The sequence below is a fragment of the Clostridium sp. AF32-12BH genome (assembly GCF_003477935.1).
Lineage (GTDB): Bacteria > Bacillota > Clostridia > Lachnospirales > Lachnospiraceae > Brotaphodocola.
On sequence record NZ_QUEH01000005.1, the window covers coordinates 130,906 to 152,491 of the forward strand.

Consider the following 21,586-nt stretch of genomic DNA (forward strand, 5'->3'; position numbering starts at 1 on the left):
AGGAGAAGGAAAACAATGGATGTAAATGAAGCTTCTTTAAAAATGCATTATGATTTAAATGGAAAGATTGAGGTGGTTTCCAGAAAGAAAATCGAGACAAGGGAAGATCTGTCTTTGATGTATACACCGGGCGTGGCAGAACCATGCCGGGTCATCGCCAAAGATTATGAGCAGTCCTTTAAGCTGACCCGCCGCGGCAATCTGGTTGCGGTCATTACCGATGGAACCGCAGTGCTGGGCCTTGGAGATATTGGTCCGGCAGCCGGTATGCCGGTTATGGAGGGCAAGTGTGCACTGTTTAAAGAATTTGCCGATGTCGATGCATTTCCAATCTGCATTGATTCCAAAGATACCGATACCATCGTTCAGACCATTGCCTTAATCTCCAAGAGCTTTGGCGGAATTAACCTGGAGGATATTGCAGCACCGCGATGCTTTGAGATTGAGCGCCGCTTAAAAAAAATCTGCGATATTCCGGTATTCCACGATGACCAGCACGGAACTGCCATTGTCGTTGCAGCAGCCATGATCAATGCCATGAAAGTCACCCATAAGGAAATGGGCAAGATGCGCATTGTCATCAACGGCGCCGGTGCAGCCGGAACTGCGATCGGAAAGCACCTGATCGGCATGGGCTTTGGCAATGTGATCATGTGTGATATCCACGGCATCATCTGTGAGGGTGATGAGGGCTTAAATGCAGGACAGGAGGAAATCTCCCATATCAGCAACTTAAATCACGAACATGGAACCCTGGCAGATGCGATGAAGAATGCAGATGCATTCATTGGTGTGTCACGTCCGGGTCTGGTGAGCCGGGAAATGGTTGCTTCCATGAACCAGGGAATCGTGTTTGCCCTTGCAAACCCGACTCCGGAAATCATGCCGGATGAGGCACTGGCAGCTGGAGCAGCCGTGGTTGGAACCGGCCGCTCGGATTTCCCGAATCAGATCAACAACGTATTGGTATTCCCGGGTGTATTTAAGGGTGCACTTTCTGTCCGCACCAAAGAAATTACGGAACTGATGAAGCAGCGTGCTTCCTGGGCAATCGCGAGTCTGGTGCCGGATGACAAGCTGACTGCAGAAAACATCATCGCATCCCCGCTCGATAAGACGGTTGCCGATGTGGTTGCAAAGGCTGTTGCAGACACTGCGATCGAGCAGGGCGTTGCGCGGATTTAATTATTATTCTTTCTCATACTCCGGAATATCGAGCTGGTGGAAGGAACTGAGCATGCTTTGCGGGTTGCTGAACGGTTCTTTTAAGTAGCGGTCCTGATAGAAAAAAACCATGCAGGAGATCAGGATGCGGCACTGGATAATCCCGTTTTTGGTAAAATCTTCGTGAATGATCTCGTTAAGTTTGTTCAGCTTTCCCTGGACGGTATTCCGGTGCATATTCAGGCTGATGGAAGTATCGCCTACCCGGCATCCGTTGATCAGGTAATGGTATAAGACCTCCAAAAGGTTCGTATCATGCTCAATGTCATAGCGGTTGATGTGCAGGATACAGGGATGCATCAGATAGGTAAGATCTTTCGAATGATGAATCCGCTGGAACGAATCGGCAGCCAGATCGATCAGGTGGTAAAACGAATATTCATTGCTGAAAAACAGCCGCCGGGAAGGTTCCAGTCCCAGAATCTGACCGAATTTTGCATTGGATTCCGCTATAAGAATAGAAGTCCGGAAACGCCATTTGGTCCAGAGGGAGCTTCCGGCATAAGCCTGGTAGCGTTCGAGAAGTTTTTGCAGTCCCTCTTCGTACTGATCCAGCCGGGACTGCCGGTCCGGGTTTGGGATAAACGCGATGATATCGTCGTTCCAGGGACCGATGAGTGCTTCCGGAATCAGCTTATGCAGTTCATCCAGGAAGAAAATCCGGGATGGTGCAGTATCGGAGTTTGTAAAACGGATATAAAATATAGTCGTGTATTTGCTGTCATAGTGGACCAGGGAGCGGAAACGGGCATAATCCTCAAGCAGATCCATCGATTTCTGATTCATAATATCAGAAATAAATTCCCCGGCTTTCGTTTCCTCTTCGGTGTAGAGCAGTGTGTGAAAATCAGAAAGGCTGTGCAGGATTGCACTCAGTGCTTTTCGGCTCACCCATGTGATATCACAGTGGAATTCATCTGACGTAACTGCGTAGAGAAAGAAGTTTTCTTCGCCCAGTTTCTGACATTCTAAATAAAAAAATCCTGGCTTGTCCGGAAACTTCAGAGGCTGTCGTACCCGTTGAAACAGATGGGACGGCAGCTTTTTTTGCATTTTATATTGAGATGATGCCGGCAGGCTGTCTGCAGATTGGGCAGGAATATCTGGCTCAGAAGAGGAAAACATGGGAAGCAGTTCTCCATTCTGATTATAAAGGGAAAATGCGATCCCGGTTTCGGAAGAGAGCTTCTGCAGATACGAACGGACCTGACGGCTGTCGGTCAGTTCCAGATTTAACAGATAGCGGTAGCGGGTATATTCCTGATAAATCGAAATAAAACGGGTGCAAAGTTCGGAATAGGAATCCCTTACAGCGATATAACAGCAGTTTTGCGGAACATACAGTGTGGAAATCACGTTTTGGCTGTCGGATACGCAAAAGCAGACCTTCGGCGGAAGTGCAAGCTCCAGATACTGGCGGAATGCCCCGGCTGTACACAAAACAATGCTTTCCGAAGAGAGCGGAGCCGAGTTTGGCGTATCGGAAAAAATGAGGTGATAATTTAAGGAAAACTGGTTAAAGGGAAGCTGATATTGAAGTAACGTGTCCTGGAATACGGACAGCAGATACTGGTAGGAAATCATAGTAGGTACTCCTTTATAAGCGAAATGTCATAGATCAGTATGACTGAAATGATGACAAAAAATAAAAAATTTATGTCAATTGTGATTATACTATGAAATAAAATAAAAAAGAATATTCAACATGCACGTGAAAATGCAAAAAAATGTGCACGTTGAATAGAAAAAAATGTGCAGTTTCACAATATCTTGAAATGGCGTTCTGCAAATCATATAATGCTGTTAAATAATTCGCAGGGCTCGCGATAAAACACAGGAGGTACGTATGACGAATGTATTGCTTTTCTTTGGCGGATTTGTTGTAGCGATTGCTTTGGGACAAAAGCTGAAACTGAATCCGGGCTTTCTGGCTATTTTTCTTGGATTTCTTCTTTCCTGGGGCGTATTGGGAGAACCGTCCAAGAACTTTATCGCTCTGTTCCCGACATCCCTGTTCTGGAATATAACCTTACCGATGATCTTTTACGGCTTTGCAAATGCAAACGGAACCATGTCGGTTCTCGGCAGAAACGTGGTATACCGTTTCCGTAATGCACAGTGGGCGATTGCGATTGTAATCTTCTTAACCACTGCACTGGTTACTGCAACCGGTGCCGGTTTAAGCAGCAGCCTGATCATGGCTCCTCTGGCATGGGAACTTTGCATGCAGGCAGGTGTTACCCCGCTTCTGATCCCGTTCTCTACCTGGGCAGGATCCCTGACCATGGGCTTTGCATCCTGGACTGCGAATGGTGCAAAATTCCTTGGCTTCTTTGATGAGTATTTCCCGGAAGTTCCGCCGGAACCGCTCTTACTTCGTATTACCGTATGGCATATCCTGTTCTTCACCCTTGCATTTGCAGCAATGTTCATTATCTGCAAAGGCTGGAAAGTACAGAAAAGTGATGCAATCATGCAGAAACCGGAAGCATTTAACGATGAGCAGAAACGTACGCTGGCAGTTGTAGTTGGATGTATCGCATTTTTGTTAGTCCCGGCAATTGTCGGTCAGATTTTCCCGAATCCGGTATTCAAATGGATGAAATCCAACTTAACCATGCCGGTTATGGCATCCATCGGAATCTCTGTTTTATGTCTGTTCCGCTGTGGTGACTTACGCAAGGTTATGTCCACGAAGGTCGGCTGGCCGGCGATCTGGACCATCACCGGTATGGGTATGTACTGCGGACTTGCAGAAAAGATGGGCGTGATCGATGCGCTCGGAAATATGCTGCAGACCATGCCGAAAGGCGCGATCGCACCGGCAATCTGTCTGGTAGCAGCAGCTTTGAGCTTCGTAGTATCTGCAGGTGCCGTTCAGCCGTTCCTGTTTGCAATGATGCCGGCACTGGCAGCAGCAGCCGGAACTTCAATCCCGGCTATGGTAATCCCGATGCTGATCGGTTGTGCCGTTACTTCCTTCAGTCCGTTCTCTTCCGGCGGCGTTCAGAACCTGGTTGGTTCTACTCCGGAAGTACAGTCCGGCCTGATCAATAAGATGATCATTACGGCAGTTGCACTGGCAATCGTAGGAGCACTGTTCTCCGCAGTTGGAATATTTGCGATCGGTGCATAAAATAAAAAAATGATGACAGCAAGCAGCACAGATCAGGTTTTTGAAGTTTGGAATTCATGCACAGACTTCAAAAAAGGATTTGTGCTGCTTGCACAGTTATACAGAATCTTCTGTGAAAAGATTGTCGAAGATCTGCCAGAAATGGTATAGTCAGGATAATCTAAAAAATAACAAAGGGGGATTTTGTTATGGCTTTGTGGCTTTGCATTCTTGCAATCGTGATTTCCATTCTGGTCGGATGGAAATACAAGCTGAATACCGGTATCATCGCAATGGGATTTGCGTTTGTTATCGGTATCTGTGTCATGGGGATGAAGGCATCTGATGTCATCAACTTCTGGCCGACAACCATTGTATTTTACCTGTTATCCATTTCTCTGTTCTTTAACTACGCAACAGAGAACGGCACCATGAATGTGCTGGGACAGAAACTTCTGCACGCTATGGGCGGAAATGCAAAACTGGTTCCGTTCGCGATCGCAGCAGTATCCGCAATCGTCGGTGGTCTTGGCGCAGGTGCATCCACTCCGGCAATCGTTGGTCCGTTTGCATTCGTTATGGCAGCAACTGCAGGTGTGAATCCGGTTCTGACTGCGATTGCAATTACGTTTGGCAACCTGATCGGTTCCAACAACCCGTACAACGGATACGGCGGCAGTATTTCCAAAAACCTGATCATCGCAAACAATGTGGATGAGGCGATGACCATGGACTGGTCTTTAAAGATCTGGTTTAACTGCTGTATCATCACTTTGATCGTCATTGTCCTGTTCTATTTTGCACTGAAGGGACACAAGGCAGGCAAGGTCAGCATGAAGGAAGCAGCACCGAAGTTCAACGAAGTACAGAGCAAGACCTTCAGCATTCTGCTCGTTGCATTCTTCCTGATGGTAGTTCCGCCGATCTTAAATACCTGGATCAAAGGCGTACCGGCTCTGAAAACCTTAAACCAGCTCTGCCAGCCACAGGTAATCATGATGCTTGGCGCACTGCTCTGTGCAATCCTGAAACTGGGCGATGAAAAGACCGTCATCCGCAAGATCCCGATCAGTACCATCGTTATGATCGTAGGTGTATATTCCCTGATCAAGGTAGCTACGGAGGCTGGTCTGGTTGATTTCATCTCCGGCGTTCTGACAAGCAGCATTCCGAGAGCACTGGTTCCGGGAGCAATCGTACTGTTTGCAGCATTCTTAAGCTTCTTCTCCAGCTCCACTTCTACGGTTATGCCGCTTATGTACCCGATGGTACCGGCACTGGCAAGCGGACTTGGCTTAAACCCGATCGCACTGTATACCTGCATTTTCTTCGGCGGTCTGGCAACTGCATGTTCTCCGTTCTCAACCGGTGGTGCTGTATGTATCGCAGCAAACCCGTACGAAGACCAGAAGGAGCTGCTCTCCAACAAGATGATCATTGTAGCCCTGATCGTACCGGTGATCACGATCATCGCTGCAGAGGTTGGACTGTTCAATCTATTTGGAGTATAAACACATGTAAAGGATGAAACATATGAAGGGAATGGACCTTGCAAGAGACTACTATATGCAGTACGGACGCCCCATGCTCGAGGAGCATTTTGGGGATGATGCGCCGCATATTACCGTTGGTCTGTGTGGGGAAGGTTCCGAGTGTTTCGGATTTGATGATGAAATTTCAAGAGACCATGATTTCGGTCCGGCGTTTTGTTTATGGCTGGACCAGGAACTCATGGGAAAAATCGGGGAGCGCCTCATAGCAGAATATGAGGCACTCCCTGCCTTGTTTTACGGGATGCCGGTCCGCCGTGACAGCCGCATGAGCGGACACCGGATCGGTGTGTGGGAAAGCGGGAAATTTTACCGTCATTTTCTTGGAAATGCGAAGGGACCGCAGTCGCAGATGGAGTGGCTGAACCTGCCGGACAGCTACCTGGCGGTGGCAGTGAATGGCTGCATTTTTAAAGAGGGGAGCGGTTCCTTTCTGGAAGTCCGCAGCCGCTTAAAAGCAGGTCATCCGGAAGATGTGCGCATCAAAAAAATGGTGGCGCGGGCAGCCAATATGTCCCAGTCCGGACAGTACAACCTGCCGCGCAGCGTGCGGCGCGGGGAATATGTGGCAGCCGGGCTGGCGCTCGCGGAGTTTGTGCGCCACGGGATGGCTCTGATTTATCTGCTCAATCACCGCTATGCACCGTTTTACAAGTGGGCACACAGAGGATTGGGAGAACTTCCGGTTCTGGGAAATACACAGGCGCTGTTTGCACAGCTGATGGATCCGAGTGTTGCAGATTGGGAGCAAAAGCAGGAACTCATCGAAACGATCTGCAGTCTGATCTCGGCAGAATGGCAGCGGCAGGGATTGATCACGAAGACAGATCTGTTTTTACAGAACAGTCTGGATGAACTTATAAAGCAGATTCAGGATCCGCAGATTGCGTCATTGCCGTGGCTGTACGGGTAGTGCAGGCAGTACAGGAAGCAGACTAGATCCGTACAGCACAGTTTTGGACGGTATAAATCGGAAATGGCAGGTCTGAATTGATTCAAAATCAGAAGAATGAAACGAACAGAGTGCATGTAACCGTCAAAACGTGAAACAGCGAAATTGGGAAAAATTGTGAAAAGAATAGAAGGTGAGAAAGATATGGAACAGAAGCAGGAAAAGGAAGAGCAAAAAGAAGAACAAAATTTAAAAAAAGAACAGCCCGATCAGGGAAGCGATACACGGATTCATAAAATCGTGCAGGCAGAATGGGAGATGTTTGACCGTGTCTCCAATGCAGGCGGGAGAGCCGGATGTCAGGATGACTGGGAAACATTTGATATTATGCGGCGGAGCCAGTTCTCTGTCTGGGATGCGGAAAGTCTTCAGTCATACTGGAACGATCTGCAGGACGCAGAAGCACAGGGCAGAAACCTTCTCACAGAAAAATACGCTTATATGATGCAGGATACCTGCCCGGAAGAATATCAGAAGATTGCAAAAGAGCTTCCGGTGCTTTCCAAAGAAAAACAGAAACTGGTGTCGGAACTGACCGAACTTCAGACCAGATGGATGGAGCGTTTCCATGAAAGTCATCCATTGTTTGGCAGTCAGGGGCGGGCAGTCCGAAAGAAAGATGCTTACCCGGGGGAGGCATCGGTGGAGACGTATGCAATGGGAGAGTTATCGACCTATTCCGAAAAGACCCTCGCATGTTTAAAAGCTTGCTATGAAACATTAGAACAGCAGGAAAAACATCCGGAGGTCTTACAGATGGACTACATGGCGCGCTGCTATGGGTATCAGTCTGCAGAGGAAGCAGAGCAGCGGCTGAGACAGTCCCGGAGCCAGTCGATATAGGATTTTTCGCGCATGATAGCGCCTTCCAGTACCATGAAGTCGCCGAATTCGCGGGTGCCGATGGCAGGGGCAATATTATTGTGATGTTCCTGCATCATATCGGACAGGTACTGTTCTTTTAAGATATGCTTTTGAAGCTGGTTGGTAAGATGGGTTTTTAACTGCTCCGGGGTCATAAAATCAGAAAAGTACATGCGCAGGCGGAAGACATCCTTCGGGGTGGCTTCCAGCGCTTCGTCTTTCATGAGCCATTCCTGAAGCTGCTGTTTTCCGGCATCGGTGATGGAGTAGAGTTTTTTCTCCAGCTTTTCTCCCTGGATGATCACTTCGCAGGTGACCAGTTTTTCTTCCATGAGACGGCTCAGTTCCGGATAGACCTGGCTGTGCTTGGCGTACCAGAAATTTGCAAGGTTGTTGCTGTTAAATTCGCGGGTGATATCGTAGCCGGTCATGGGCTCCCGATTGATCAGTCCCAGAATCGCATATTTTAAAGTTCTCATAAGAACGTTCCTCCTATATCAAAAATGGCAGCTCCCTGGGAAGACAGCCGTACTGTATATCACAGTATGTCATGATTGATATGTAAATTTTAACATAAAAATGGAAAATGAAAAATAGAAAAATAATTTGTCATGGATATTTCACAAAAATTTGATTTTAAAATCGTGGAATACGCTGAAAAAAGTCATGGTTTTACATGTATATATTTACATGTACTTGTATACATGGTATAATACGTTAATAAAATAACGCAGAAATTATTTTACTACATAGTAGAAAAGAGGAGGTATTTTCATTATGGCTAAGTTTATTACTGCCAGAGAAGCAGCACAGCTGATCCCGGACCACGCAACCGTAGGTGTTGCCGGTATGGGACTTTCCGGCTGGCCGGAGGAGGTTGCATGTGCGATCCGTGATAACTTTGCGGAAACCGGACATCCTTGTGACTTAAACTTAAAGCAGGCAAGTGCACTGGGTGACTGGGGTTACGGAAACAAGTTTAACGGTTGGGACAGAAACCCGCTCCCGGAGGCAGATACCGAACATGGAAACCGTGGTGTTACCCGTTTCGGTGAAGCTGGTCCGGGTCTGATCACAAAATGGACCAGTGCCCACATTGGAAGTGCATTTACCCTTTGCGACCAGGCACGTCAGGGCAAGATTGAGACCCACTGCCTGCCGCAGGGTGTCATCATCAACCTTTGGAGAGAGTGTGCAGCAGGCCGTCCGGGTCTGATCACCAAGACCGGTCTTGGTACTTTCGTAGATCCGCGTGTAGAAGGCGGACGCATGAACGACTGTGCAAACTCCGAGGAAGTGGTAAAACTGGTAGAATTTAACGGAGAAGAATACCTTTTCTACCCGGCATTCAAGTGCGATGTTGCATTGCTTCGTGGAACTATCGCAGATGAGAACGGAAATATCTCCTTCGCACATGAGAGCGTTGTGAACGAGGGCTTTGAGGTAGCAACTGCAGTCAAGAACAATGGCGGTATTGTTATCGTACAGGTTGAGTACCTGGCAAAGAAAGATACCTTAAATCCGAAGGATGTTAAGATTCCAGGAAAATTAGTCGACTATGTGGTACAGGCAAAGGATCCGAAGTCCTGCTGGCAGGCTGAGGGAACTTACTGGGAGCCGTCTTATTCCGGACAGATCAAGATTCCGTTAGACAGCATCCAGCCGCTTCCATTCGATGAGAGAAAGGTTGTCTGCAGACGCTGCGCTATGGAGTTAAGAAAGGGCGACCTCATCAACCTGGGCGTCGGCATGCCGGCTGACATTGCAAAAGTTGTTGCTGAGGAAGGTCTCATTGAAGATGTGACCATGAGTACCGAGAGCGGTATGGTAGGCGGTGTTCCGTCTGCACTGCCGAGCTTCGGAAGCGCTTATAACCCGGAAGCAATCCTCTCTCCTCACGAGATGTTTGACTTGATCAGCGGCGGCGGTTTGAACATGACCTGCCTTGGCATCGGTGAAGTTGACGGAGACGGAAACAACAACGTAAGCCGTATGGGCAAGAGACTGACCGGACCTGGCGGATTCATCGATATCACTGCAGCAACCCCGAAGGTTATTTTCGCAGGTACCCTTATGGGCAAGGCAAAAGTGAAAGTCGGCGGTGGAAAGCTGGAGATCGTAGAAGAGGGAACCATTCAGAAATTCGTAGAGAAAGTCGGACAGATCACCTTCTCCGGACAGTACGCACCGGACAATCAGGAAGTTCTGTACGTGACCGAGCGTGCAGTATTCCAGCTGATCGACCACAAGATGACCCTGATCGAGATCGCACCTGGCATTGACCTGCAGAAAGACGTTCTGGATCACCTCGGATTTACTCCGGTCATCTCTCCGGACTTAAAAGAGATGGATCCTGGTATCTTCGAAGAGCACTGGGGCGGACTGAAAGAGTACTTAAAATAGAAATGTGATTTCTTTATAATTTTCTAAAAAAGCCGGAAAGCGAAAAATGCTTTCCGGCTTTTTTGTGCTTGGCTTTTGAAATGTTTATGTATAATGGATTGGTATCATGGGCATTTCTGCAGATTGCGGATGTTCTCTCATATAAAAGGAAAACAAGAGCTGTACACGGGTATTCGGACATTCTAAGTCCAGCTGGAACAGCTCGGAGAGCTTCTGAATCTGTTTGCGCACGGTATTCCGGTGCATGAAAAGTGCACCTGCGGCCTGGTTGACATTGCAGCTGTGGTAGAGGTAGGTGAACAGGACTTTGGCAAAGGCGGTGTTGTTTTCGCGGTCATAAGTTTCAAGCAATGGGATCACAGGATGACAGTAGCAGGCCGGAATGCTTTTTTGCGGGCAGGACTGCTGCAGACGGTCGAGTGCCAGGGGAACCAGATAGTCCTGATAAGAAAAAAGATAACCGGAATCTGCTGTATGTGCGATGGCATAAAGCTGTTTGCACAGAGTCAGATGCTCCCGCCAGGTTTCCTGCTTTTCGGAAAACGGACCGATGGCGGCATAGGCATTGTGCTGTTTCAGCCATTCTGGAAAATGATCCGGAATCGCAGGAGAGATCGTGTAATTTGCGGTGCTGTACAAAACAGTGACCGTGTCCTGATAGAATGCAAGATTTTGTTCCGGGAAAAACTGCTGCAGCTCATTTTTCAGGATGACCTGATGAAGGGCAGGAGAGTCCAGGCTTGGAAAATGAATATCGATCCAGGCGTTCCACTGCTTAAGCGGCCAGGAAAGTTCATGGATCAGGTCCGGAATATCGGAATCGCTGCTTTCCGGATCAGACAAAAGCGCAATTAACCGGTCACAGGCGGTGGGTACGATGTTGTGGTGGAAATTTTTCTGGAAATCCATATGTTTTTCCCATTGATCGGATATCATATAGAGAAAATCATTGGAGGGGATGTCAATATGCAGCTTTGTTTCATACACGAAAAGCAGGATGATGGAAAATCCCTGAAAGTCACGCAGGGAGTGCAGCATGTACTGCGGACCATTCTGGAATGTACCGCATACCGGATTTTCCGGTGGATTGTGGATCTGTCCTACAAATGGGCGGATTTCTTCCGGCAGATAAAAGCAGGAGCAAAGATTCCTGGTGAATGGGATGTCTAAGCCTGTGCAGGAGTAATCCATAAGGATCAAATCGTTTTGGGAATACATGTAGACCGCGCAGCCTGCTACCCGGGAGAGCTCCGGCATGATGGTACTGGGATTGGCGTAGGTGAAAGTGGTGTTTAAGTGGGTACGCCAGATGTGGTACATATGAAAACAGGCGAGAAACTGGGAATATACTTCCAGAACACTGGCAGAAATGTGCAGCAGGTTCATATAAGAATGCCGGGTATAGAATCCGGCGGTATCGGGCATGGATTTATCCGCGATCACAAGCGTGAGGCGCCGGAATGGGGTAAACATGTCTTCATGAGCCTGGTAATAGGAGAGGCTGCAGATAAAAATCGTAAGGTCGTTGGGGTTCTGTGCCAGAAAACGGTCTTCTTTCCAAAGAATATACCGAAGATCAGATCCAGGAAATTTTCCATGGCATCATGGAAATCGAATCGATAACAAATGTTCAGCGTTTGCTGGATTTGTTATAATAACCAGTGACAGAAATGCCGGCCCCGGTGAATGCGGGACCGGCATTTCGCGATTTATCCAGGCAGTTTTCTGGCTTTTTAATCGCTTTTGGTAGTTGTGTTTGTTTTTTCTTTTTCCAGATTCCGCTTCAGCACCAGAATATCCTCGTGACAGTAGCGTGACATATATTCGATGACGCGGCAGCTGAACAAAAGCCGTTCCCGAAGCTTGGGGTCATCTAAGCTGCTGTCAATGACCTCTTCGATCTTATGGATCTTGTTCAGCATGGTATTGCGGTGGATGAAGAGCGCCTTGGCGGCTTCGCTGGTGTTGCGTTCGTGGAGCAGATAGGTCTGCAGGACTTCCACCAGATTGGTGTGGTACTTTTTGTCGTATAAGACCAGCGCAATCAGTTCATTGTTGCACAGATGCACCAGGTTGCGGCTTCCCAGTTTCTGGCGGGAAGTTTCGGCGGCCAGTTCAATGATATGATAGATACTGTAGTCTTCATAATAGAAAATACGCTGCTTGGGATTCATAATCTGCCCAATACGCAGTGCTTCGTGACACTGGTGGTAGACCGGCGGCAGTGACATGAGAAATTCCGATGCATTGCCGACGCAGGCATAGCCGTGATAACTTTCCAGAATCCGTGAAAGCGCATCTTCGTTGAAGCTGAGGCGGCTGCGGCGCTTCATTTTCCGGATGATCAGGAAAATTTCCCCTTTATAGGTTGTGATATTGCTGAACGGGAAAATGTATTCCAGCTGGTTGATGATGTAGTTCCAGGGAATGGTTGGCCCGGGGTGTTCCGTAGCTGGAAATGCGATCAGCATGGCATGGTAATAGCGCCGGGTGGCAAGTTTGATCTGTTTTAAACGCTGCTGCAGCTCTTCCTCGCTGGCGATCCGGCATTCGATCAGGTCGGCGGCCAGTGCACCGAACTGGGAGTTGCCGCTGTAGTCGCTGCTCTGGTTGTTAAACAGATATTCCGCGACATAGTTTGACAAGAGCTCATTCAGATCAGAATAATACGGATTCGCTTCAGAACTGTTTAAAATGACGCACAGGCGCGCAACGAGTTCATCATGATAGTGGATCAGGCGCACGATCGTGTAATTGCCGCTGAGGGAAGAAATGTATTCCGCGTATTCGCGGTGCTCACCCCAGCGGATCGCAGGTTCATGGTGGATGGTCTGGATGGTGTCATAAGACTGATAACCGTTTTCTCTTAACTCATCGGCGGTCGGATCGTGGGTGTCCGGATCATAGACGGAAGCAATGTGCTTATAACCGGAATTTAAAAGCAGGATCGTGGCATGAAGTTCCTGGTAGGCGTATTCCAAAAGCTTTTGCAGTCCGCCATTTGTATATACGATATGATGCAACTCTTCGTCCCAGACGCGAAAGCGGTGCAGATGTTCATGAACCCGGTTATAAAGGGAAAGCAGTTCCTGATTCGTCTCAATGATCGTAAGATTTTCAGAGATAGAGTCAGGAAGCAAACAAAGGTCCCCGGCGCTGATCAGAAAGGTTCCCGGCTGAATGTCAGGGTTCTGCAGCAGAAACTCTGAAATGGTGTCTGCCTCACCGATATAGAGATATTCCGGGGAAAGAAGCATGTCGGGGTTTGTCATCAGCATAATGCCGCCGCTGCACGATAAGTTTCCCTGACCTGTGCGGACGTTTATGATCAGATCTTTGATCCATGCCTGAAGCATGGTAGAGGTAAAAAGACTCATGCTGGATCATTCTCCTTGTGACTGCCGGCGAATCCAGATGTATGGAGCCGACAGATTTTAAAAATTTGTTTTAGATAAAAAATGAACAACATTATCATAGTAAAAATATTCTGTTTTGTACAGATAAAAGGGAATTGAACGTCTGAAAATGTGCAGACTGCACATGAAAGTGGGGGGAAATGTGTGCGCTTCCGACCTGTTCCCAAGGTGTTATTTGCGATAAAATTAACATATAAAATTTGCCGGAGCGGTAAATGACATATATGTCAATGGAAAGGAGGATATGACGTTATGGGAAAGGAAGCAGAGGATCAGGCGCTGATCCTGGCTACGGGAGATATCATCATCGATGAACCGGATCCGTATTCTTTCTTCGAGCCATCCAGAGAATTCCTGGCGAAAGGGGACTTTGTGATCGGGCAGATCGAAGTGCCGCACACAGACCGTGGGGAAGCGAACAGTACGGACATCCCGGCACCACCGGCACCACCGGAAAACTTAAATCCGTTAAAAGACTGCGGATTTAACATGTGCACCACCTGCGGTAACCACGCCCATGACAATGGAGTTCCGGGAATTGTGGACACCATTGACCTGCTCAAAAAGCTGGGCATTGCGGTGACAGGAACCGGAAGAACCCTGGCAGAGGCGAAAACACCTGCGATCGTGGAAAAGAAAGGAATCCGGGTTGGCCTCATCGGGTTTAATGCGGTAGGACCGAAAGAGGGCTGGGCGACTTCGCACAAAGCAGGAGTTTCCTATGTACAGATCCTGACGCACCATGAGCCGTCACCGAGAGCAACACCGGGACTTCCGTCAAAGGTTTACACTTTCCCGGAGCCGGATTCTCTGGAAGAAATGCAGGATGCAATCCGTGCACTGCGCAGCCAGTGCGACATTCTTTTAGTAGCACTGCATAAGGGAATGGTACATACCCACGCCGAGATCCAAATGTACGAGAAACCTCTGGCACATGCGGCAATCGATGCGGGAGCCGATGCAGTGATCGGACATCATGCCCACATTCTTCGCGGAATCGAAGTGTACCGTGGCAAGCCGATTTATCACAATCTCGGCAACTTTGTCTGTGTTACCCATGCACTGACACCGAGTGGTGACAACAACAGTCCGGAACGCCTGCGCTGGATCGAACAGCGCAAGAAGCTGTTTGGCTTTACACCGGATCCGGATATGCCGTTCTACGCATTCAATCCGGAGAGCCGCAAGACCATGCTTGCCCGGATGACTGCAACAAAAGAAGGCATTACAGAGTTTGGTTTTGTTCCCTGCTATATCAACAAACAGGGAGCACCGGAAATCCTGAAAACCTATGAGGAAGCCAAAGAGGTCATCGACTATGTAGAACAGATCTCAAAGGAACAGAAACTTTCCATCCAGCTGAAGTGGAGAGCAGAAGGATGGGTACAGGTTACAGGAGAAGAATAAGATCTGCTAACATTCAAAAACAGAAAATGTGTAACTATTCAGTAGGTCTGCGCACTTGCTGCGCTGACCGTACGAAAACATGGGCTAGAAAGCAAAAATCCCATTGCCGAAGGCAATTTTCAATGGATTTTTGCTCGTGACTGTGAAGGTACTGAACAGTTACGAAAATGTTTGAAAATCATGCAGCAAAATAAGGGGGAAACGTTATGACAACAGCAATGGGCTTTATCATGTTGGCGATTATCGTTGTATTATTGATCAGCAATAAAACATCCATTATCCCGGTGTTCGGTATCATCCCGATCGTCGCAGCTTTGATCCTTGGATATGGATTAAAAGACATTCAGGGCTTTATGAACGATGGTTTCAAATCGGTTTTGAATACCATTATCCTGTTTTCATTCGCGGTTATGTTCTTCAGCCTGCTCAGTGATGTAGGTATGTTCGATGTTATCGTAAACCGCGTTATGAAATATCTTGGCAACAACGTTTTGGCAGTTCTTTACGTTGCCTGCTTCGTTACCATTATTTCTCATCTGGACGGCTCCGGTGCAACCACAGCTCTGGTTACCATTCCGACCATGCTGCCGATCTTCAAGAAAATGAAGATGCGCCCGATCTGTATCGTATTTGTTATGTGCCTCTTATCTGGTGCAATGAACATCACACCGTGGTGCGCTTCCATGCTCCGTATTACTTCCGTAACCGGTCTGGATGCACAGGAGTTATGGCGTTACCTGGCACCGATCCAGGCATTCGCGATCGTCATTTCCCTGCTTCTCATGATCCCGATCGCAGCACTCGAGAAGAAAAACGGTGCAGGTATGACTGATGAAGAGTTCGCAGAATTAAAGAAAACCTTAGCCCAGCCGGCAAAAGTTTCTGTCAGCAGACCGGTCCTGATCTTTGATATGGCGTTAACCGCATTCATGATCGTTGGTCTTCTTCTTGGCTGGTTTGGTACCGCAATCGGATTTATCGTAGCATTTGGCTTGGCTCTGATCGTAAACTTCAAGACCACCAAGGAACAGGGCGCGAAGATCAAACAGTACGGCGGCCCGGCGATCAACATGGTTATGACCATTATCGCAATCGGTGTTTTAGTTGGTGTTATGAACGGAACCGGCATGATCGAAAGCATGACCAACACCATCCTTGCAGTGCTTCCAGAAAGCCTTGGCAGACATCTGTGCTTCTTAGTATCTCTTCTGGTAATGCCGATCAATACCATCATCGGTAGTGATAATATTTACTTCGCACTGACCCCGATCATGCAGCAGATCGTCAGCACATACGGTGTAACCGATCTGGCACTGGCAACTTCTATCGTAGTTCCGTGTGCGATCGCAGCTGGTATCACCCTCATCGGACCGTCTCCGTACCTGGCACTTGGCCTGGCAGACTGCACCATGGGTGAGCACCTGAAATATTCCTTCAAATGGATCTGGCTTGTAACCATTTTATGTACCGTATTTGGCGCTGTAATTGGTAAGATTCCGTTCTAATCAAGCGGATTTACGATAAGGGGGAGTATTTATATGAATAAAGAAATCAGCATCTGCTGTGTCGGCGATCTGATTTTAGACGAACCCGGACCTATGGAGCCTTATTTCGAGGGAACGCGGGAAATCCTTGGAGAACAGGATGTGCTGATCGGTCATGTGGAGACCCCCCACACGACCCGCAATCTTCCGTCCTGCATCGATATCCAGGCACCGCCATCCAATCCCCAGCACCTTGAGGTGCTGGCGGATATCGGGTTTGATATTGCCACGGTAGCCGGTAACCACCTGTACGACTGTGGGCCGTACGGCGTGATCGATACCGTGGAAAAATTAAAAGAGCTTGGCATTCACCCTGCAGGGGGCGGTGCCAATATCATGGAGGCGAAAAAGCCTGCCATTGTAGAAAAAGACGGTTTGAAAATCGGCGTACTTTCTTACAATGCGACAGGCCCGCAGCTTGGCTGGGCGACTTCCCAGAAGCCGGGAGCCAATTATGTAAAAGTAGAAACCAGCTACGTTCCGGCGCGGGATATGCCGGGCTGTCCAGCAAAGGTTTACACCTTTATCTGGGAGCAGGATATCCGCAAACTGAAGGAAGAGGTAGCGGAACTGAAAAAACAGGTGGATATCGCAGTGGTGGTATTCCACAAAGGAAACGGCGGTGACCATCCGCGTCTGGATGCATATGAGCAGCCAATGTGTTACGCGGCGCTGGATGCCGGAGCCGACATTATCTTCGCCCATCATCACCATGTACTAAAAGGGGTGGAACTCTATAAGGGCAAACCGATTTATCATGGACTTGGAAATTTCGTCTGTGTGACTTACGCCATGACGGCCGGTTACAATGACACCCCGGAGATGATTGCGTACTTAAAGCAGCGGGCAAAAGAAGGCCGGGGAGACGGACATTATGAAGTAGCGTTTTACCCATGGTCGGAACCTTCCCGTTACACCATGATCGCCAAAGTTATGGCAAACAAGGACGGCGTGACAGAGTGCGGATTCATTCCGTGCTACATTGAAAAATCTGGAAATATTGTCGTGAAGACAAGAGACCATGGTGGTCAGAAAGTTCTGGATTTCATTCTTCGTCAGACCGACGGCGCAAATTTAAATGCCGCGCTGCGCTGGAGTGATGACGGCAGTTATGTCATCATGGAAAGCAAGACACCGTGATCGGATTCATGTAAGAGCGTGGAACAGTCTTCAGGAAAATTGGAAAAGAACCTGTTCCACCATATTTTGGAAAGGATGTGACACACCGATGAGCATTCGTAATTGTGCTTTGGAGAGCAAAGCCTTTACTGCTTTGAAAGAAGTCTGGGATCACCGGGACGCAGAAGCTGCAAAGTGGCGCGCCCAGGGGAAAAAAGTAGTTGGTAAACTGGGATTTGATGTTCCGGATGAACTTTTGATCGCAGCAGACATGCTGCCTGTTCAGATCTATGCAGATCCGGACCGTTCCCTGGAGGAGACAAACAAATATCTGGAATACGCGTTTGAGCCGGTTGTCCGTGCGCAGTTTGAAAAACTGATCGACGGCACCTATGGAGAACAGCTGGATGCGCTGGCAATCTCCAACAGTACCGACGTGGTAATCCGTATTTTCCTGTATTTAAGAGAACTGCACCGTGTAGAACCGGAGAAGAACCTTCCTCCGTTTGCATTCATTGACTGGCTGTTTACCAGACACCAGATGCACCAGAAACGGAATGAATTTGTCATGGACCTGTTCCGCAAACAGGTAGAAGAGTGGGCCGGACATGAGATCACGGATGAAGCAATCCGTGAAGCCGGAAAGATCTGTAACGAAAACCGTCAGGCACTGCGTGAGATGGCAGCTCTCCGTCATGGAGACGAGGTACACATTGCCGGAAGCGAAGCGATGGTGATCATCGGAGCCGGACTTTTCATGGAGCGTACAGCCCACACTGAGCTGGTGCGTCAGGTTACGGAAGACGCAAAGAGCTGGCCGGTACTGGAAGGACCGCGTGTCTTCTACACCGGAGCAGAGCATGAAGATACCGCACTCTACGAGAAGATCGAGGCAAAGGGTCTTGTGGTCGTCGGAGAAGATACCAACTGGGGAGACCGTTATTACAACCGTGATTTCAATCTGGAGTACCCGGTAACCCGTGCGCTGGTAGACCGCTATATGCTGAGAGAGTTTTCTGCAAAGAAAGCATTTGTTTCCCAGCGTGTGGAGGCACTGGAACGTGAGGTGGAGGAGACCAAGCCGGAGGCAGTCATCTTCTATACCAATCTTTACGACGAAGTTGCTACCTGGGATATGCCAAACCAGAGAAAGAGTCTTGCAGCCCGCGGCATCAAGTCCTGCACCTTTGGCAGAATGCTCTGGCCGGCAGCAAAAAATGAAGATCTGGACGAAAAACTCGCTGCATTTGCAGAAGAACTGAAAGCAGGAAAAGGAGGGGATCAGTGATGCCAGAAGAAAAGAAAGCAACCGGATCAAAATCCTCCGTTGTGAAAAAACTGAAAGCAACCGCAGCAGCAGGTGCTTACCAGAAACAGTGGTTCTTTGATATGAAAGCCCGCGTAGAGCGGGAAGGATGCGATTTCGCGATCCTGAATGCCGATGTGCCGATGGAAATCTTCCGTGCCATGGACATTCCGTTTGTTGTAAACCAGTGGTGGGCTGCAATCTGCGGAGCAAAACGTATGACCCGCAAGTATGCCCAGCTGATGACAGACAATGGCTATCGCAATGACTTAAACAGCTACGATGCGCAGGCACTGGCAGAGAGCTTTGACCCGGATGACCACAAGCTGGACGAAGAGGGCAAGCCTCTTGGACCGTGGGGCGGACTTCCAAAGCCGACCATCAGCATTACCCGTCTGACCGGTGACTGCCAGAGCAAGATCTTTGGGCTGATCGCACAGAACTATGGTGCTGATCTGTACGTCATGGAAAATACGGTTGCAAGAAAGACCCCGTTAAACTGGTATGAGCTGACTGCAGACCGCTGGGAAGAGCTGTACGATAAAGACCGTATCGACCTGGCAGTCGAAGAGCTGAAAGCCCTGATCAGCTATCTGGAGATGAAGACCGGAAAGATGATGGATATGAACAAGCTCCAGCATGTCATGGACCTGATCAATGAGCAGGAAGGCTACTATAAAAAGATCCGTGATATGATCGCTGCAAGTCATCCGGTTCCGGTTACCGTAGTGGATACGATCAATGCTGTTATGCAGGCACAGTGGCAGCGCGGCACCGAGTGGGCAGCTGCACACGCAAAGAGCCTCTATGAAGAGATCAAAGAGCTGATCGATAAAGGTGAGGCTGCTGTTCCGAATGAGAAATACCGCCTGATGTGGCTTGGTCGCGGTATGTGGCAGGATTTCGGTTTCTATCAGCGTTTTGAGCAGAAGTATGGCGCAGTCTTCATGTGGTCCATGTATCTGGCTATGGGTGCAGATGCTTACCTCCGCAATCATGTAGAAGAAGATCCGCTTCGTGCACTGGCAGCCCGTTTCATCGGAATGGAAGATTTCCTTCATATGCCGCCGTGGAACAGTGAGTGGTTCGTACAGCAGGCAAAGCAGAACGATATCGACGGTGTCGTTTATATGATCCCGGAGAACGATATGCAGGCGGTAGAGGGAAGTTATTTTATTAAGAAGCGTCTGGAAGAGGCTGGATTCCCGGTTCTTGCATTCCATGCAGATCCGGTTAACCCGCGCAAGTGGAACGCGGAGACGATGACCAATCTGGTCGATGAGTTCATTGAGAACCGCGTTATCCCAAACAAAGAGGCGAAAGAAGCAAAAAAATAAAGCAATAAAGCAAAAAATGTCTGTCCGGCATAGCACGATCTGCGAAACCGGGCAGGCAGATGAAAGAAAAAGAAATAAAAACAGAAATCAACTTTGGCGAAAACAAGAATTGGAGGAATGTAATTATGGCATGTAAAGGACCGCTTTCTGGATACCGTGTACTGGATATGACTCAGTTTGAGTCTGGTACTGTTTGTACGGAGACTCTGGCATGGCTGGGCGCAGAAGTATTAAAAGTTGAGCGTCCGGTAAAGGGGGAGCTGGGACGTTATTCCCAGGCAAATCCGGGTGTTGATACCTATGGATTCCTGGTTATGAATATGAATAAGAAATCCATTACCTGCAACGCAAAATCTCCAGAAGGACTGCAGCTGTTAAAGGATCTCGTTGCAAAGAGCGATGTCATCGTAGAGAACATGGGACCGGGATCCATGAACAACCTGGGTCTGACCTATGAGGCTTGTAAGGAAATCAATCCGAAGATCATTTATGCCAGCTTAAAGGGCTTTGCACAGGATGGCCCGTACAAAGATTACCCGGCATTTGACCCGATCGCAACCCACACCGGTGTTATGGTTTCTGCAACCGGACTTCCGGATCAGCCAATCAAGTGTGGTATTTCCGTAGCAGACTCCGGTACCGGTATTACCCTTGCCATGAGTATCATTGCAGCACTCTTACAGCGTGAGCGCGAGGGCATTGGCCAGCGTGTAGACGTTGCAATGCAGGATTTCATGATCGGTCTTTCCCGTTCCCAGTGGGAGCCGTACTACAACAATGGAAAAGTTCCGAACCGCCGTGTCGGCAACGGCATGCCGCTTGAGGATGTGGCTCCGTCCGATACTTATCCGTGCAAACCGTTCGGCAAGAACGATTATGTACATATTTACTGCAGCCGTCATCCGGGCAGCAAGCAGTGGGATAACCTCTGTGATGTCATCGGACGTCCGGATTTAAAACAGGATGTATGTCCGGAAATGGCAACCCCGCGCAGCCGTTATGAGCACAGAGACATCTGCGACGGCGCGATCAAAGACTGGCTGAAAGATTACGATAAGTTCACCGCTATGGATATCCTCTGCAAGGCAGATATCCCGGCAGGCGCACTGCTTTCCGTAGACGATATTACCAACGATCCGCAGTACTATGAGCGCGGCATGATGGTTGAGATCGATCATCCGCAGCGCGGCAAAGTAAAACTGCCTGGCTTCGCACCGAAGATGAGTGAAGTAAAGGTTGAGTATGAGTGCAGTCCGGAACTGGGCGGAAGCAACGAAGAGGTTTATGGCGGTCTTCTTGGTCTGACAGAAGAGCAGCTGGCAGACTTAAAAGCAAAGAAAGTCATCTAA

The 21,586-nt window shown here is 48.6% G+C and carries 17 protein-coding genes; 13 read left to right on the top strand and 4 right to left on the bottom strand.

Annotated elements, in window-relative coordinates:
- The first annotated feature begins 15 nt into the window (after positions 1 to 15).
- Positions 16 to 1,185: an NADP-dependent malic enzyme gene (locus DWZ40_RS06560; protein ID WP_118541929.1), complete on the top strand. Its 1,170-nt coding sequence runs from the start codon at positions 16 to 18 to the stop codon at positions 1,183 to 1,185.
- Positions 1,186 to 1,188: 3 nt separating this feature from the next.
- Here the strand turns inward: DWZ40_RS06560 and DWZ40_RS06565 are convergent, their stop codons facing one another.
- Positions 1,189 to 2,808, bottom strand: coding sequence for a helix-turn-helix domain-containing protein (locus DWZ40_RS06565; RefSeq protein WP_118541931.1), 1,620 nt, complete (start codon positions 2,806 to 2,808; stop codon positions 1,189 to 1,191).
- A 262-nt stretch (positions 2,809 to 3,070) separates the two neighbouring features.
- Here DWZ40_RS06565 and DWZ40_RS06570 point away from each other — a divergent pair, with 262 nt between their 5' ends.
- From DWZ40_RS06570 to DWZ40_RS06585, 4 genes are all read left to right on the top strand, one after another.
- Positions 3,071 to 4,360 carry an SLC13 family permease gene (locus DWZ40_RS06570; RefSeq protein ID WP_118541933.1) on the top strand — a complete coding sequence of 430 codons (1,290 nt, stop codon included), beginning with the start codon at positions 3,071 to 3,073 and terminating at the stop codon, positions 4,358 to 4,360.
- Positions 4,361 to 4,548: 188 nt separating this feature from the next.
- Positions 4,549 to 5,850, top strand: coding sequence for an SLC13 family permease (locus tag DWZ40_RS06575; protein WP_118541935.1), 1,302 nt, complete (start codon positions 4,549 to 4,551; stop codon positions 5,848 to 5,850).
- A 22-nt stretch (positions 5,851 to 5,872) separates the two neighbouring features.
- Positions 5,873 to 6,802: a DUF4037 domain-containing protein gene (locus DWZ40_RS06580; protein WP_182431641.1), complete on the top strand. Its 930-nt coding sequence runs from the start codon at positions 5,873 to 5,875 to the stop codon at positions 6,800 to 6,802.
- Positions 6,803 to 6,958: 156 nt separating this feature from the next.
- Positions 6,959 to 7,684 (top strand): DUF4125 family protein, encoded by a 726-nt coding sequence (locus DWZ40_RS06585; RefSeq protein ID WP_147354142.1) that lies wholly within the window; start codon positions 6,959 to 6,961, stop codon positions 7,682 to 7,684.
- Here the strand turns inward: DWZ40_RS06585 and DWZ40_RS06590 are convergent.
- Positions 7,627 to 8,184, bottom strand: coding sequence for a PadR family transcriptional regulator (locus DWZ40_RS06590; RefSeq protein ID WP_118541941.1), 558 nt, complete (start codon positions 8,182 to 8,184; stop codon positions 7,627 to 7,629). The genes DWZ40_RS06585 and DWZ40_RS06590 overlap by 58 nt on opposite strands.
- A 298-nt stretch (positions 8,185 to 8,482) precedes the next feature.
- Here DWZ40_RS06590 and DWZ40_RS06595 point away from each other — a divergent pair, with 298 nt between their 5' ends.
- The gene (locus DWZ40_RS06595; protein WP_118541943.1) at positions 8,483 to 10,108 is read left to right on the top strand and encodes a CoA-transferase; all 1,626 of its coding nucleotides are present in this window, start codon (positions 8,483 to 8,485) and stop codon (positions 10,106 to 10,108) included.
- A gap of 84 nt (positions 10,109 to 10,192) precedes the next feature.
- Here DWZ40_RS06595 and DWZ40_RS06600 read toward each other — a convergent pair whose 3' ends face one another.
- Positions 10,193 to 11,428, bottom strand: a complete 1,236-nt coding sequence (locus tag DWZ40_RS06600; protein WP_207664490.1) for a PucR family transcriptional regulator — start codon at positions 11,426 to 11,428, stop codon at positions 10,193 to 10,195.
- Here DWZ40_RS06600 and DWZ40_RS19760 point away from each other — a divergent pair, their 5' ends adjacent.
- The gene (locus tag DWZ40_RS19760) at positions 11,429 to 11,731 is read left to right on the top strand and encodes a hypothetical protein (RefSeq protein WP_207664491.1); all 303 of its coding nucleotides are present in this window, start codon (positions 11,429 to 11,431) and stop codon (positions 11,729 to 11,731) included. It begins immediately after the preceding gene.
- A gap of 110 nt (positions 11,732 to 11,841) precedes the next feature.
- Here the strand turns inward: DWZ40_RS19760 and DWZ40_RS06605 are convergent, their stop codons facing one another.
- On the bottom strand, positions 11,842 to 13,485 hold the full coding sequence (locus DWZ40_RS06605; RefSeq protein ID WP_118541947.1) for a helix-turn-helix domain-containing protein: 1,644 nt from the start codon (positions 13,483 to 13,485) through the stop codon (positions 11,842 to 11,844).
- A gap of 291 nt (positions 13,486 to 13,776) precedes the next feature.
- On the opposite strand from DWZ40_RS06605, the gene DWZ40_RS06610 reads away from it, so the two are divergent.
- The 6 genes from DWZ40_RS06610 to DWZ40_RS06635 all read left to right on the top strand — a co-directional run bounded on the left by DWZ40_RS06610 (position 13,777) and on the right by DWZ40_RS06635 (position 21,586).
- Positions 13,777 to 14,931 carry a CapA family protein gene (locus tag DWZ40_RS06610; protein WP_118541949.1) on the top strand — a complete coding sequence of 385 codons (1,155 nt, stop codon included), beginning with the start codon at positions 13,777 to 13,779 and terminating at the stop codon, positions 14,929 to 14,931.
- Between the two features lie 206 nt (positions 14,932 to 15,137).
- Positions 15,138 to 16,436, top strand: a complete 1,299-nt coding sequence (locus tag DWZ40_RS06615; protein ID WP_118541951.1) for an SLC13 family permease — start codon at positions 15,138 to 15,140, stop codon at positions 16,434 to 16,436.
- Between the two features lie 33 nt (positions 16,437 to 16,469).
- Positions 16,470 to 17,615 carry a CapA family protein gene (locus tag DWZ40_RS06620; RefSeq protein ID WP_118541953.1) on the top strand — a complete coding sequence of 382 codons (1,146 nt, stop codon included), beginning with the start codon at positions 16,470 to 16,472 and terminating at the stop codon, positions 17,613 to 17,615.
- An 88-nt stretch (positions 17,616 to 17,703) separates the two neighbouring features.
- Positions 17,704 to 18,882 carry a 2-hydroxyacyl-CoA dehydratase family protein gene (locus DWZ40_RS06625; RefSeq protein ID WP_182431642.1) on the top strand — a complete coding sequence of 393 codons (1,179 nt, stop codon included), beginning with the start codon at positions 17,704 to 17,706 and terminating at the stop codon, positions 18,880 to 18,882.
- Positions 18,882 to 20,237: a 2-hydroxyacyl-CoA dehydratase family protein gene (locus DWZ40_RS06630; protein ID WP_118541957.1), complete on the top strand. Its 1,356-nt coding sequence runs from the start codon at positions 18,882 to 18,884 to the stop codon at positions 20,235 to 20,237. The genes DWZ40_RS06625 and DWZ40_RS06630 overlap by 1 nt, the downstream gene beginning before the upstream one ends.
- Positions 20,238 to 20,362: 125 nt before the next feature.
- Positions 20,363 to 21,586 (top strand): CoA transferase, encoded by a 1,224-nt coding sequence (locus tag DWZ40_RS06635; protein WP_182431643.1) that lies wholly within the window; start codon positions 20,363 to 20,365, stop codon positions 21,584 to 21,586.

Bases quoted from the DNA above. Each gene is read 5' to 3' on its own strand.
- DWZ40_RS06560 (WP_118541929.1), top strand. From the start codon at position 16: ATGGATGTAAATGAAGCTTCTTTAAAAATGCATTATGATTTAAATGGA.
- DWZ40_RS06565 (WP_118541931.1), bottom strand. From the start codon at position 2,808: ATGATTTCCTACCAGTATCTGCTGTCCGTATTCCAGGACACGTTACTT.
- DWZ40_RS06570 (WP_118541933.1), top strand. From the start codon at position 3,071: ATGACGAATGTATTGCTTTTCTTTGGCGGATTTGTTGTAGCGATTGCT.
- DWZ40_RS06575 (WP_118541935.1), top strand. From the start codon at position 4,549: ATGGCTTTGTGGCTTTGCATTCTTGCAATCGTGATTTCCATTCTGGTC.
- DWZ40_RS06580 (WP_182431641.1), top strand. From the start codon at position 5,873: ATGAAGGGAATGGACCTTGCAAGAGACTACTATATGCAGTACGGACGC.
- DWZ40_RS06590 (WP_118541941.1), bottom strand. From the start codon at position 8,184: ATGAGAACTTTAAAATATGCGATTCTGGGACTGATCAATCGGGAGCCC.
- DWZ40_RS06595 (WP_118541943.1), top strand. From the start codon at position 8,483: ATGGCTAAGTTTATTACTGCCAGAGAAGCAGCACAGCTGATCCCGGAC.
- DWZ40_RS06600 (WP_207664490.1), bottom strand. From the start codon at position 11,428: ATGTACCACATCTGGCGTACCCACTTAAACACCACTTTCACCTACGCC.
- DWZ40_RS19760 (WP_207664491.1), top strand. From the start codon at position 11,429: ATGAAAACAGGCGAGAAACTGGGAATATACTTCCAGAACACTGGCAGA.
- DWZ40_RS06605 (WP_118541947.1), bottom strand. From the start codon at position 13,485: ATGAGTCTTTTTACCTCTACCATGCTTCAGGCATGGATCAAAGATCTG.
- DWZ40_RS06610 (WP_118541949.1), top strand. From the start codon at position 13,777: ATGGGAAAGGAAGCAGAGGATCAGGCGCTGATCCTGGCTACGGGAGAT.
- DWZ40_RS06615 (WP_118541951.1), top strand. From the start codon at position 15,138: ATGACAACAGCAATGGGCTTTATCATGTTGGCGATTATCGTTGTATTA.
- DWZ40_RS06620 (WP_118541953.1), top strand. From the start codon at position 16,470: ATGAATAAAGAAATCAGCATCTGCTGTGTCGGCGATCTGATTTTAGAC.
- DWZ40_RS06625 (WP_182431642.1), top strand. From the start codon at position 17,704: ATGAGCATTCGTAATTGTGCTTTGGAGAGCAAAGCCTTTACTGCTTTG.
- DWZ40_RS06630 (WP_118541957.1), top strand. From the start codon at position 18,882: ATGCCAGAAGAAAAGAAAGCAACCGGATCAAAATCCTCCGTTGTGAAA.
- DWZ40_RS06635 (WP_182431643.1), top strand. From the start codon at position 20,363: ATGGCATGTAAAGGACCGCTTTCTGGATACCGTGTACTGGATATGACT.